Annotated in this window: 13 protein-coding genes; 5 read left to right on the top strand and 8 right to left on the bottom strand. The window is 62.4% G+C overall.

What is annotated here, in order from left to right:
* Positions 1 to 23: 23 nt before the first annotated feature.
* From PSFL_RS00950 to PSFL_RS00940, 3 genes are all read right to left on the bottom strand, one after another.
* Positions 24 to 611 (bottom strand): HAD family hydrolase, encoded by a 588-nt coding sequence (locus tag PSFL_RS00950; protein WP_057441164.1) that lies wholly within the window; start codon positions 609 to 611, stop codon positions 24 to 26.
* The gene (gene tesB / locus PSFL_RS00945; RefSeq protein WP_057441166.1) at positions 608 to 1,477 is read right to left on the bottom strand and encodes an acyl-CoA thioesterase II; all 870 of its coding nucleotides are present in this window, start codon (positions 1,475 to 1,477) and stop codon (positions 608 to 610) included. Before tesB ends, PSFL_RS00950 begins: the two co-directional genes overlap by 4 nt.
* Positions 1,478 to 1,548: 71 nt before the next feature.
* Positions 1,549 to 2,118 (bottom strand): GNAT family N-acetyltransferase, encoded by a 570-nt coding sequence (locus PSFL_RS00940; protein ID WP_169959803.1) that lies wholly within the window; start codon positions 2,116 to 2,118, stop codon positions 1,549 to 1,551.
* A gap of 75 nt (positions 2,119 to 2,193) precedes the next feature.
* Between PSFL_RS00940 and PSFL_RS00935 the strand changes: the two genes are divergently transcribed.
* On the top strand, positions 2,194 to 3,114 hold the full coding sequence (locus PSFL_RS00935; protein ID WP_057444410.1) for a histone deacetylase: 921 nt from the start codon (positions 2,194 to 2,196) through the stop codon (positions 3,112 to 3,114).
* A gap of 172 nt (positions 3,115 to 3,286) precedes the next feature.
* Positions 3,287 to 4,522 (top strand): TIGR03862 family flavoprotein, encoded by a 1,236-nt coding sequence (locus PSFL_RS00930; RefSeq protein ID WP_397469556.1) that lies wholly within the window; start codon positions 3,287 to 3,289, stop codon positions 4,520 to 4,522.
* A gap of 118 nt (positions 4,523 to 4,640) precedes the next feature.
* On the opposite strand, the gene PSFL_RS00925 is transcribed toward PSFL_RS00930, so the two are convergent.
* Positions 4,641 to 5,972 (bottom strand): DEAD/DEAH box helicase, encoded by a 1,332-nt coding sequence (locus PSFL_RS00925; RefSeq protein ID WP_397469555.1) that lies wholly within the window; start codon positions 5,970 to 5,972, stop codon positions 4,641 to 4,643.
* 48 nt (positions 5,973 to 6,020) lie between these two features.
* A complete protein-coding gene (yedA, locus tag PSFL_RS00920) occupies positions 6,021 to 6,917 on the bottom strand; it encodes a drug/metabolite exporter YedA (protein ID WP_057958360.1) in 897 nt (298 codons plus the stop codon).
* 160 nt (positions 6,918 to 7,077) lie between these two features.
* Between yedA and PSFL_RS00915 the strand changes: the two genes are divergently transcribed.
* Positions 7,078 to 7,536 (top strand): Lrp/AsnC family transcriptional regulator, encoded by a 459-nt coding sequence (locus PSFL_RS00915; RefSeq protein WP_397469554.1) that lies wholly within the window; start codon positions 7,078 to 7,080, stop codon positions 7,534 to 7,536.
* Between the two features lie 301 nt (positions 7,537 to 7,837).
* Here the strand turns inward: PSFL_RS00915 and PSFL_RS00910 are convergent, their stop codons facing one another.
* The 3 genes from PSFL_RS00910 to PSFL_RS00900 form a co-directional block, all read right to left on the bottom strand.
* Entirely contained in the window at positions 7,838 to 8,449 is a 612-nt protein-coding gene (locus tag PSFL_RS00910) for a PolC-type DNA polymerase III (RefSeq protein ID WP_057441176.1), read from the bottom strand.
* Between the two features lie 25 nt (positions 8,450 to 8,474).
* Positions 8,475 to 8,951 (bottom strand): NYN domain-containing protein, encoded by a 477-nt coding sequence (locus tag PSFL_RS00905; protein ID WP_032861784.1) that lies wholly within the window; start codon positions 8,949 to 8,951, stop codon positions 8,475 to 8,477.
* A 120-nt stretch (positions 8,952 to 9,071) separates the two neighbouring features.
* Positions 9,072 to 9,794, bottom strand: coding sequence for a DUF2076 domain-containing protein (locus tag PSFL_RS00900; RefSeq protein WP_128592781.1), 723 nt, complete (start codon positions 9,792 to 9,794; stop codon positions 9,072 to 9,074).
* 169 nt (positions 9,795 to 9,963) lie between these two features.
* Here PSFL_RS00900 and PSFL_RS00895 point away from each other — a divergent pair, with 169 nt between their 5' ends.
* Both PSFL_RS00895 and PSFL_RS00890 read left to right on the top strand, forming a co-directional pair.
* Positions 9,964 to 10,626: a YciC family protein gene (locus PSFL_RS00895; RefSeq protein WP_057441178.1), complete on the top strand. Its 663-nt coding sequence runs from the start codon at positions 9,964 to 9,966 to the stop codon at positions 10,624 to 10,626.
* A gap of 72 nt (positions 10,627 to 10,698) precedes the next feature.
* Positions 10,699 to 11,787, top strand: coding sequence for an endonuclease/exonuclease/phosphatase family protein (locus PSFL_RS00890; RefSeq protein ID WP_115129061.1), 1,089 nt, complete (start codon positions 10,699 to 10,701; stop codon positions 11,785 to 11,787).
* The last annotated feature ends 44 nt before the right edge of the window (positions 11,788 to 11,831 follow it).

Raw genomic sequence — 11,831 nt, 5'->3', positions numbered from 1 at the left:
ACCGGTGATGCGTGGTGCCTGGGCTAGATCATCTGGCGCAGTGCTGCGCAGTCTTGCGCATGCCAATCTGCCAGTTCCGGCCATGGGTTTTCGGGCAGGTTGACCAGCACCGTCCGCGTCCCCGCCGCCCGGCCGCAATCCAGGTCGAAGCGATAGTCGCCCACCATGACCATCTCGGCCGGCGCCACATCCCAGGCCTGGGCCAGTTTCAACAGGCCACCGGGATCAGGCTTGGGCGGGGCGTCGTCGCGGCCCAGCACATCTTCCACGGCAAAACAGTCCGCCAGGCCGATGGCTTTCAAGGTGATGTGCGCCAGCTCCTGGGCGTTGCGCGTCAGGATCCCCAGGCGACAGCCCCGTGCTGCCAGGTCGCGCACCAACTCCACCGCGCCCGTGGCTGCTACCGAGCCCAGCGCCAGTTCGCGCTCATGCTCCAGCAACCAGGCATGCTTGGCCGCCGCCTCCGCTGCTGGCAACGCAGCCAGGTGGGTGAGGATGTCATCGGCAGGTGGAATATTCAGGGCCACGCGGATCGCCGCAAAATCATGCACGGCCACCGTGAGGGTGCCGTCCATGTCGAACACCCAGTGTTTTACGTCCGTGAGGCTCATGCCCAATCCTTGCGATGGCGAATCAGGCCTTCCTGGGTCACCGAGGCCACCAGTTGGCCCGCGCGGTTGTACACGCTGCCACGGGAGAACCCGCGGGAATTGCCGGCCCATGGGCTGTCCATGGCGTACAGCAACCAGTCATCGGCCCGCAGGTCGGCGTGGAACCACAGCGCATGGTCAAGACTGGCCACTTGCATGTCCTTCTGCCACACGGTCTTGCCATGGGGCAGCAACGAGGTGGTCAGCAGGCCGAAGTCCGAGGCGTAGGCCAGCAGATATTTATGCAGCGCCGGCAAATCGGCCAGGGCGCCATCGGCGCGAAACCACACATACTTGACCGGGTCGGACGGCTGCGGGTTGTACGGATCTTTTTCGGTCACCGGGCGCACTTCAATCGGCTTGGGGCACAGCAGTTTTTCGCGCATGGTCTCGGGGATCAGGTGCGCACGCTGCCGGGTCAGTTCCAGCTCCGACGGCAGGTTCTCCGGGCCCACCACCACCGGCATGGTGGTCTGGTGCTCGAAGCCTTCTTCGTCGTACTGGAACGAGGCGCTGCAGGTGAAGATCGGGTTGCCCTTCTGGATCGCCGTCACCCGGCGCGTGCTGAAGCTGCCGCCATCGCGCACCCGGTCCACTTGATAGACCACTGGCAGCCCAGCGTCGCCTGGGCGCAGGAAATAGCCGTGCAACGAATGCACATGCCGCGCTTCTTCGACGGTCTGGCTGGCTGCCGACAGCGACTGGCCCAAGACCTGACCGCCGAACAGTTGGCGAAAGCCCAAGTCCTGGCTGCGGCCGCGGAAGAGGTTTTCTTCAATCGGTTCCAGGGTCAGCAAGTCGACCAGATCTTCCAACACTTGGCTCATTCAAACTCTCCTCACACAAAGCAAAACCGCGCAGTCTTGGCTGCGGCGGGTAATAACATCGGGCGGCCTGCCTATCCGTGCAGCGTATCCAACCATTGGGCGCGGGTGATGCGGTACAACACATGATGGCGCAGCGGATCGTCCGCCGCGAGCCTGGGGTGCTGAAAATCTGCCGCCGGATCGTAATGCATACCGATGGCCTGCATGACTTTCTGCGACGGCAGGTTGGCCTCGGTGGTGAAGGCCACTATTTCTTCCAACTGCAAACGGTCAAAACCACAACGCAATGCAGTCCAGGCCGCTTCACTGGCAAAACCCAGGCCCCAGTGCTCGCGGGCCAGGCGCCAGCCAATCTCCACCGCCGGGGTGAAGTCGGCTTCAAAGCCGACATTCATCAACCCCGTCAGGCCGATAAATTCGCCGCTGTCCTTACGCTCCAGGGCCCACGCACCAAACCCATACTCGGCAAAATGCCCACGTATTCGCCCGATCAATGCCGCGCTTTCCAGGCGGTCCAGGGGTGCCGGGAAATAGCGCATCACCTGCGGGTCGGCGCACATCCGGGCAAACTCCGGCAAATCGCTGTCGCGCCATTGGCGCAACACCAGGCGCGCGCTTTCCAACTGCAGTATCGGCTCCATCGTTCCCCTCCCTTGCCATGTGCGTGAGTGTACAGCGCTGTTAAGATCCGTCGTTGGTTCCTGTCAGAAATTGCCATGCCTTTGCCATTGATCTACCACGACGACTACAGCCCCGAGTTCCCGGCGGATCATCGCTTCCCCATGGATAAATTCCGGCTGCTGCGCGATCACCTGGTCGACAGCGGCCTGACCCAGGACAGCCAACTGCTGCGCCCCGAATTGTGCCCGGCCCAAGTGCTCGCCCTGGCCCATGACCCTGGCTATATCGAACGCTACATGAGCGGTGAGTTGTCCCGCGAAGACCAGCGGCGCCTGGGCCTGCCCTGGAGCGAAGCCCTGGCCCGACGTACCGTGCGCGCGGTCGGTGGCTCGTTGCTGGCGGCCGAGCAGGCCCTGGAACATGGCCTGGCCTGCCACCTGGCGGGCGGCACCCACCATGCCCATTACGATTACCCGGCGGGCTTTTGCATCTTCAATGACCTGGCGGTGATCAGCCATTTCCTACTGGCCAGTGGGCGAGTCAACCGGGTGCTGATCTTCGACTGTGACGTGCACCAAGGCGATGGCACCGCGCGTATCCTCCATGACACACCGGACGCCATTACCGTGTCTCTGCACTGCGAAAAGAACTTCCCGGCGCGCAAGGCCGCCAGCGACTGGGATATCCCGCTGCCCATGGGCATGGGCGACGCCGACTACCTCACGGTGGTGGACGATGCCCTCAACTACCTGCTGCCGCTGTATCAGCCCGACCTGGTGCTGTATGACGCGGGCGTCGATGTGCATAAGGACGACGCCCTCGGCTACCTCAAGCTGACAGACGCAGGCGTCGCCGCCCGTGACGAAAGCGTGATGCGCCATTGCCTGGGCCGCGATATCCCGGTGGTGGGCGTGATCGGTGGCGGCTACAGCAAGGACCGCCACGCCCTGGCCCGGCGCCACGGCATCCTGCACCACAGTGCGCAGCGGGTGTGGACGTCATCAGGTTGTCATTGAAACCTGGGCGTTACCCACAATGCCTGTGGAACGGCCTGTGGATAACTTGAGCGTAACCGCCTGTAAGGCAGGCACCACATAGCATGTAGGAAGGTGTACGTTTTTTGATCAGGCAGTTTCGCGGTCCTCGGGTAGAATGCTCGCCCTACTTCGCCGAACCGCAGTCACCCCCATGCCTCAGATCCCAGCCCAGCCTTTTCACGTCACGATCATCGGCGGCGGCCCCGCCGGGCTGATGGCTGCCGAAGTCCTGAGCCAGGCCGGGGTCCGGGTGGACCTGTATGACGGCATGCCATCGGTGGGGCGCAAGTTCCTGCTGGCGGGCGTGGGCGGCATGAATATCACCCACTCCGAAGCCTACCCGGCATTTCTTTCACGCTACGCCGAACGCGCGTCGGACATTGCCCCCTTGCTGCGCCAGTTTGGTGCCGAGGCGTTGTGCGAATGGATTCATGGCCTGGGCATCGAAACCTTTGTCGGCAGCTCCGGCCGTGTGTTTCCTACCGACATGAAAGCCGCCCCCCTGCTGCGCGCCTGGCTCAAGCGCCTGCGCGACCAGGGGGTAGTTATCCACACCCGGCATCGCTGGCTGGGCTGGAATGCCGACGGCGGCTTAATTATCCACAGCCCGGAGGGCGAGAAGACTGTCCACAGCGATGCCGTGCTGCTGGCCCTCGGTGGCGGCAGTTGGTCGCGCCTGGGCTCGGACGGTGCCTGGCTCAAGTTGCTGGAACACCAAGGCGTGCCCTGCACCCCGCTGCAGCCCAGCAACTGCGGCTTCGAGGTGTCAGCCTGGAGCGAATTAATGGTGAGCAAGTTCGCCGGCGCGCCGCTGAAAAACGTCGCCATAGGGTTGGCGGATGACAAACCCCGCCTGGGCGAATGCGTGATCACCGCGACCGGTATCGAAGGCAGTCTGATCTACGCGCTGTCGGCGCCGATTCGCGAAGCGATCCACCGCGACGGTTCAGCCACCGTGCACATCGACCTGCTGCCGGGCAAGCCGCTGGACAAGGTGCAGGCCGCATTGGCCAAGCCCCGTGGCTCACGCTCGATGAGCAAGCATTTGCACAGTCAGTTGGGCCTGGATGGGGTAAAGGCTGCGCTGTTACGCGAGTTGGCGCCCACAGGTCACTTCAATGATCCGGCGCAGTTGGCTGTGGATATCAAGGCACTGCCACTGACGCTGGTAAAAACCCGGCCGATGGATGAAGCCATCAGTACCGCCGGCGGCGTACCGTTTGAAGCGCTGGATGAACGCTCGATGCTCACGCAGCTACCGGGGGTATTTTGTGCCGGGGAGATGCTGGACTGGGAGGCACCGACGGGTGGGTATTTACTGACGGGGTGTTTTGCCAGTGGGCGGATGGCGGGGCGTGGCATGCTGGAGTGGCTCCAGCGCCGATAGTTGCGGGCAGCTCAGGTCCGCCTTCGCAGGCAAGCCAGCTCCCACATTTTGATCTGTGAACACATTCAAATGTGGGAGCTGCTTGCCTACGATGAGGCCCTGACAGACGCCAAAGAAGTTACTTCTTCTTACGCGGCCCGGTATTAAACACAGGCACTTTGCGCACCGGCTTGATCGACGGCTCCGCCGCCACTTCCCCGCTTTCCACCCACTTGCCCAGGTTGCGCTTACCGCCACCCCCAGACGTCTTAGGCTTCTTCGGTTTTTTCGGCTTCTTCACCACCTGCCCGCTGGCATCGGTGTCGGGCACGCGGTGCTCCGGTTCGAAGTCCTGTTCCATTTTGCGGGCCAGGGTCTGGCGGGTCAGCATTTCGATGGCCGAGAGCATGTTCACTTCGTCGGCACACACCAGGGAAATCGCCTCGCCGGTGTTGCCGGCCCGGCCGGTACGGCCGATACGATGGATGTAGTCCTCGGCGACGATGGGCAGGTCAAAGTTGACCACCATCGGCAAATCTTCGATATCCAGGCCACGGGCCGCCACATCAGTGGCCACCAGGATCTGCACCTCGCTGGCCTTGAAACGGTCCAGTGCCCGCTGGCGCGTGGCTTGTGGCTTGTCGCCGTGGATACCGTCGGCATTGATCCCCAGGCCTTGTAGCTTGTCTACCAATGCATCCACACCGTTGCGGGTCTTGGCGAACACCAGCACCTGCTTCCACTTGCCCTTGCGCATCAGATGCACAAACAGCTCCGCCTTGCGCTTCTTGTCCACCGGCACCACCCATTGCTTGACGGTGTTGGCAGCGACGTTGCGCGGGCTGACTTCGATGCTCAGCGGGTCAATAAGCATCTGCCCGGCCAGCAGGCGGATGTCATCGGAGAAGGTCGCAGAAAACAGCAGGGTCTGACGCTTTTTCGGCAGCATGCGGTAAATGTTCGCCAGCTCTTCGGAAAAACCCAGGTCGAGCATGCGGTCGGCTTCATCCAGCACCAGGGTTTGCAGCTGATTGAGCTTCAGCGCGTTCTGGCGGAACAGGTCGATCAGGCGGCCAGGGGTGGCCACCAGCACGTCGACACCCTTGCGCAGCTTCATCATTTGCGGGTTGATGCTGACGCCGCCATACACCGCGTAGGTGGTCAACGGCAGGTGCTCGGCGTACTGGGCGACGCTGGCGTGAACCTGCTCGGCCAGCTCGCGGGTCGGGCACAGGATCAGCGCACGCACCGAGTTGGCGGTGACTTTTGGCCCTTCCATGGTCAACAGTTGCAGGAGCGGCACGGCGAAGCCGGCGGTCTTGCCGGTGCCGGTCTGGGCCGCAGCCATCAGGTCGCGACCGGCCAGCACCGCCGGAATGGCTTGCGCCTGCACCGGCGTCGGGGTCTGGTAGCCAAGCGCCTCAAGGGCGCGCAGCAAGGGTTCGATCAGGCCAAGTGTGGCGAAAGTCATGTGTTTACCGTAGGAAAAATTCAGCGCAAGGGCGTAATGCGCGGCAGTTTACCTTATTTCCGGCTTCGGCTTGCGCCACTGGGGCAGGCTGATCAACAACACGGCGCTGATAATCACCAACATCGCCAGGGCTTCTTCCAGGCCAATGGTCTCGCCGACAAACACGATGCCCAGCAACACCGCCACCGCCGGGTTGACGTAGGCATAGCTGGTGGCCGCTGCCGGACGCACGTGCTTGAGCAGGTACATATAAGCGTTGAAGGCGATGATCGAGCCAAAGACGGTCAGGTAAGCCAGGGCCAGCCAGCCTTCCACCGGGGGCATCGCTTGCAGGTGCTCGCCCTTGAGTGCACTGCCGATCAACAGCACCACCCCGGCGATCAGCATTTCGGCGGCGCTGGCCATGGCGCCCTGGGGCAACGGCAAGTGCCGGCTCCATACCGAACCAAAAGCCCAGGAAGCGGCGGCAAACAACAGCAGCCCCGCGCCCAACGGGCTCGATTGCAGGTTGGACCCCATGTTGAGCATGGCAATGCCGATCATCCCCAGAATCACCCCGGCCCACTCCAGACGGGTATTACGCGCACCCCAGAAATATCCACAGAGCAAGGTAAACAACGGCACCGTCGCCACGGCCAGCGCAGCGACACCGGAAGTCACGCCGCTGTGTTCAGCCACACTCACTGCGCCATTACCGAAGGTCAGCAGCAGGATGCCGATCATGCCCGCGGCTTTCCACTGCGCCCAGGTCGGTGCCGGCACCCCGCGCCAGCGCAGGTAGCCATACATCAGCGCCCCCGCAGTACAGAAGCGAATCCCCGCCAACATCAGCGGCGGCCAGTACTCCACGCCAATACGGATCACCAGGTAGGTAGACCCCCAAATCACATACAGCGCAAAAAAAGCTGCGATCAACGGTAAGGGAAAACGACGTGGGCCAGGCATGGGCAGCTCTGCAGCAGGACAAGGGATCGTTATTTTAGAAATCCACACCAGTAAACATAAGTTACAAAACCTGTTTAAAGCGCCCATACACTTTTCAAATCATGGATATCAGGGCTATAAGCCTTGTATTCGAAAGCCCGCCATTGCCAGAGCCTTATTCATGGACAAATACGATCGCATGCTTCTCAGCGCCCTGCTCAAGGATGGGCGCGCCACTTACGCGCAACTGGCCCGCACCGTAAACCTCTCCGCCCCCGCCGTGGCTGAACGCGTGGCCAAGCTGGAGGCCTGCGGAGTGATCACCGGTTACCAGGCCAAGGTCGACCTGTCCAAGATCGGCCTGCCGATCCAGTGCACGATTGAACTGCGCTTGACCAAAAACGGCAGCCAGAAAGTCTACGACGCGCTGGCAGAAATCCCCGAACTGACCGAATGCCATCGGGTCACCGGCGACCCGTGCGTGATCATGCAGGCGGCGGTGGGTTCGATGCCGGAACTGGAAAGCCTAATCAACCGGGTGGCGAAATTCGGGTTCAGCAAAACCTCGATCATCTTGTCGAGCGCCGTAGAGCGGCGGTTGCCGTTGGGGTATTTGGAGGGAAAGAATGGCAGCGCCTGAGCGAGCGCTATCGCGGGCAAGCCCGGCTCCCACAGTTGACCCGATTGCTTGGGCTGGATGCGATCCCATGTGGGAGCTGGCTTGCCTGCGATAGCGGTGTATCAGGCCAAAATATCTCAACTGACACACCACCATCGCGAGCACACCCGGCCCCCACAGTTGACCCGATTGCCCGGACTGGATGCGATCCCATGTGGGAGCTGGCTTGCCTGCGATAGCGGTGTATCAGCCACGAATGCACCAACTGGCCTACCCACACCCGACGCCCACACTTTGCTCTTTATCGTTCTGAGAATCGGGATCAGAACCCGCGATGTTTCTTCAGATGGTCATTGATCTTCGCTGCCGGCACTTTTTGCAGGCTGCACAGCAGATCATGGGTCAACTCGCGCAAGCCGTGGGTGCGGCGCAGTTCCTGGGCCAGGTGGGCGGTGAGGTTGGCCGCCATTTCCGCATCCGCCATCGCCCGGTGAGCCTTGCCGGTGTGGGGCAATTGCGCATAGGACGTCAGGGTGCCGAGTTTGTGGTTGGGCGCCGTGGGCATCAGCCGGCGGGCCAGGAGCAGCGAGCAGGCGAATTTTTGCAGGCGGGTGCGGCGGATCAGGCCCAGTTCGAAGTCCCAGAACTTCTGGTCGAACGCGGCGTTGTGCGCCAGTAGCGGCGTGGTGCCGACAAATTCATTGACCTCGTTCATCACCCGCTCGGCCGGCGGCGCGCTGCGCAGCATGGCATTGCTGATGCCGGTCAGTTGCTCGATAAACCCCGGCACGCGCACACCGGCGTTCATCAGGCTCTGGTAGCGGTCCACGATCTGGCCCTGCTCCAGGATGACCACGGCGATTTCCGTGGCCCGGCAACTGCTGCTCGGCGAGATGCCGGTGGTTTCAAAGTCGATGACCGCTATACGTTCCAAACCTGTTCCAACCCCATCTGAAAATCTATTTGAGCAACAACGCGCCTTCGATAGGCACGTAGCGACTGGCCGCGCGGATCAACGAATTGGCCGTCAGCCCCGGCACGCCGTAGGCCACGGCTTCGACGCCATGTTTATGGATGATGCGGTCGAGCAACATATCGAAATCGCCATCACCCGAGGCCAGCACCACTTCGTCGACATGGGCGGCGGCGTCCATGATGTCGATGGTGATGCCCACGTCCCAGTCGCCCTTGGCCGAGCCATCGCTGCGCTGGATGTACGGCTTGAGCTTCACGGTAAAGCCCAGGTTGCGCAGGATCTGCTGGAATTGCTGCTGCTTGCTGTCGCCACGGTCGATGGCATAGGCGTACGCCTCGACGATCTGCCCGCGCTGGCTGATATCGGCCCACAGGGCGGCGTAGTTGAAGTGGCAACCATAGGCCTGGCGCACGGTGTAATAGAGGTTCTGCACATCGGCGAACACTGCAATTTTTTTCACCGTATATCCTCATCGCACTGGCGGACGTGATGGCCCGCAAAGGTCGCCAGTATGCCAGCCAAGAGGAGGTTTCCGAGAAAAATCAGACCGGGGCGACAGCGCGCCCCGGTTCAGTGGGTGTCAGACGAAGGAGTCGTCGTCGCCAAAGAAGGAAGAATCGTCGGCATAACCGCTGTCGGCGCTGTCATTGTCAGCGAAACGCTGCTCGTCATTGCCCCAGCCGCCGTTGTCACTGGCAGGCGCCGGCTCTTCGCGAACGATCTCTTCCACCACCTGCGGCTGCTGGTTGTGGCTGAACAGGCTGCTGATGCCTTGGGCCAGCATCACCCCCCCGGCCACCCCGGCGGCGGTTTTCAGGGCGCCACCGAGAAAACCACCACCTGCGGGCGCCGCCTGCTGGGGTTGCTGATAGTTCTGTTGCGGGGTGCCAAAGCTCTGTTGCGGCGTCGGCGCGCTGAAGCCGGGCCGAGTCGGCTCGCGCCAACCACCCGCGCCAGAGGCCGGCGCGCTCGGCGCAGGCTGCGGCTCGCGGGAGCTGCCGCCAAAGATGCTCGACAGGAACCCACCACCGCTGGTGGCCGGCTGCGTTGTCTTGGCCCGTTGCAGTTCATCCTGCAATTGCTGGATCTGTTGCGCCTGCTGCTTGTTCTGCGCATCCAGGCTTTTGATCGCGGCTTCCTGCACCAGAATCGCCTGGGTCATGAAATACCCGGCGGCCGGTTGGCGAGTGATGTGCTCCTTGATCCGCGCTTCTGCCTGGGCGTCGCGGGGGGCTGAGTCCGTTTCGGCTTGCTGCAACCGTGAAAACAGTCCGTCGATCAGGGTTTGCTCTTCGCTGTTCATGGCGACCTCGTTAGATTGCCGGTAAAAATCTGCGTCCCGCCCGCAATGGGCAAGGTACGCCACCAGTAATGGGGCTGGCCCGCAGCGTTTCAATGATCTTTACCCAAGGTTTACGTTTGTCGGTGATCGGTTAAAGTGTCCGCTGCTTTTTCCGCCTGTGATGACTTTGATGAATCCGTTGACCGTTCTGCGCGACTCTTTCTACTTTTTCCAGCGCAACCTGGGCGCCATCGTGCAGTTGTGCCTGCCCTTGGTGATCCTGGAGGCCGTGCTGCAACAAGTGCTTGATCGCACCCTGGGCCCGGAGGCGTTTACCGGCTACAGCATGATCGTGGGTTTGCTGGTGTATCCGCTGTACACCGCCGCCCTGATCCTGTTTCTCGACGCCCGCAGCCGTGGCGAGTCGCCGCGCACCGCCGCCGTGCTGGCCATGGCGCTGACCTTGTGGCCACGCTACGCGTTGCTGACGGCCATGAGCACCCTGCTGATCCTGCTGGGGCTGTCGTTGTATTTCCTGCCGGGGCTGTGGCTGATGGTCACCCTGGCCTTCGCCGAGTACTTGCTGGTGCTGCGCGGGATGCCCGCGCTGGCGGCGATGAAGGAAAGTTTCCGTCTGACCCGTGGGCACTTTCTGCGCATCCTGGTCTGCCTGTTGTGCGTGATGACCCCACTGTGGCTGCTCAAGGGTGCCAGCGTCGCAGCCTGGCCCGACCCGCAGAACCCGCTGCTGGCGGTGCTGATCGACAGTGCCCATAGCTTCTTGCAGCTGTTTACCAGCGTAGTGCTGTTCCGCCTGTTCATGCTGATCGCCGGTGATGCCGACGCTCGCTAACGTGCTCCCTGGGCTCCCGGCCACCGGTCGGGTATGCTCGGGGCCTGTCCCGCAGCGCCATAAGGCGAGCCGATGACCCGTTTACTGCGTAAAACCCTGGTAGGCCTGCTGATCCTCGCAGGCTTGCTGACGGCCCTGATCTACAGCCTGACCTGGCGCCCCGCCGACAAACAGACCCTACCCGTCAGCTGCGTGGCCCCGCGTGCGCCGACGCTGCTGCCCGGCCAGGCACTCAAGGTGATGACCTGGAACGTGCAATACCTGGCGGGCAAGAACTATGTGTTCTGGTACGACACCCCCGACGGCAGTGGCCCGGACGAGCGCCCCACCCCTGAAGACATGGCCTCCAGCCTGGACGAAGTGGCGCGGGTGATCCGTGACGAACAACCGGACGTACTGTTGCTGCAGGAACTAGACGAAGGCGCCAAGCCATCCCACTACCAGGACCAACTGGCGCTGCTTCAGGAGCGGCTGGTGGACCTCTACCCGTGCAGCGTCGAGGCCTTCGACTGGAAAGCCGACTTTGTGCCCGACCGGCATATCTTCGGCAGTGTCGGCCGCAAGCTGGTGACCCTCAGCCGCTACCAGATCGAACATGCCGAACGCCTGCAACTGCCGGTGGCCCCGGCCAACCTGATCAGCCGTCAGTTCCAACCCAAGCCCGCGCTGCTGCTCAGTTACCTGCCGTTGAGCGACGGAGGCCAACTGGCGGTGCTCAACACCCGCCTGGACAACGCCGCCCCCGGCCACAGCGCGGTGCGCGAGCAGGTCGAGGCGACCATCAAGCTGCTGGATAAATTCGAAAGCCGGGGCACGCCGTGGCTGATTGGCGGGGATTTCAATCTGTTGCCCCTGGGGCAGTTCCTGCGCCTGGACGCCGACAGACGCGGGCAGTATTCGCCGGACAGTGAGCTGCATCTGTTGTGGGACAAATACCCGATGGTCCCCAGCAACAGTCAATCCAGCGGGATCGACCGCGCCCAGTGGCTGACCCACTTCCCCAATGACCCGGGCCTCGATGGGCCGGACCGTACGGTGGATTATCTGTTCTATAGCCCGAGGCTGAAGAAGGTTGAAGCGCGGGTGCGGCAGGACGATACATTGCGTATTTCCAATCATTTGCCGGTGATTGCACGGTTCCTGCTGCCCGCCGCGCAATAGCCCACAGGACACAACCCGATGTGGAATAGGGTTGGTGTAGGAGC

This window comes from Pseudomonas sp. DD1, assembly GCF_044510355.1.
Lineage (GTDB): Bacteria > Pseudomonadota > Gammaproteobacteria > Pseudomonadales > Pseudomonadaceae > Aquipseudomonas > Aquipseudomonas shahriarae.
This window is presented reverse-complemented; position numbering and strand designations above follow the sequence as displayed.

Coding starts and splice junctions, on each gene's coding strand:
- PSFL_RS00915 (WP_397469554.1), top strand. CDS start 7,078: ATGGACAAATACGATCGCATGCTTCTCAGCGCCCTGCTCAAGGATGGG.
- PSFL_RS00925 (WP_397469555.1), bottom strand. CDS start 5,972: ATGACTTTCGCCACACTTGGCCTGATCGAACCCTTGCTGCGCGCCCTT.
- PSFL_RS00950 (WP_057441164.1), bottom strand. CDS start 611: ATGAGCCTCACGGACGTAAAACACTGGGTGTTCGACATGGACGGCACC.
- PSFL_RS00900 (WP_128592781.1), bottom strand. CDS start 9,794: ATGAACAGCGAAGAGCAAACCCTGATCGACGGACTGTTTTCACGGTTG.
- PSFL_RS00935 (WP_057444410.1), top strand. CDS start 2,194: ATGCCTTTGCCATTGATCTACCACGACGACTACAGCCCCGAGTTCCCG.
- PSFL_RS00940 (WP_169959803.1), bottom strand. CDS start 2,118: ATGGAGCCGATACTGCAGTTGGAAAGCGCGCGCCTGGTGTTGCGCCAA.
- PSFL_RS00895 (WP_057441178.1), top strand. CDS start 9,964: ATGAATCCGTTGACCGTTCTGCGCGACTCTTTCTACTTTTTCCAGCGC.
- yedA (WP_057958360.1), bottom strand. CDS start 6,917: ATGCCTGGCCCACGTCGTTTTCCCTTACCGTTGATCGCAGCTTTTTTT.
- PSFL_RS00930 (WP_397469556.1), top strand. CDS start 3,287: ATGCCTCAGATCCCAGCCCAGCCTTTTCACGTCACGATCATCGGCGGC.
- PSFL_RS00890 (WP_115129061.1), top strand. CDS start 10,699: ATGACCCGTTTACTGCGTAAAACCCTGGTAGGCCTGCTGATCCTCGCA.
- tesB (WP_057441166.1), bottom strand. CDS start 1,477: ATGAGCCAAGTGTTGGAAGATCTGGTCGACTTGCTGACCCTGGAACCG.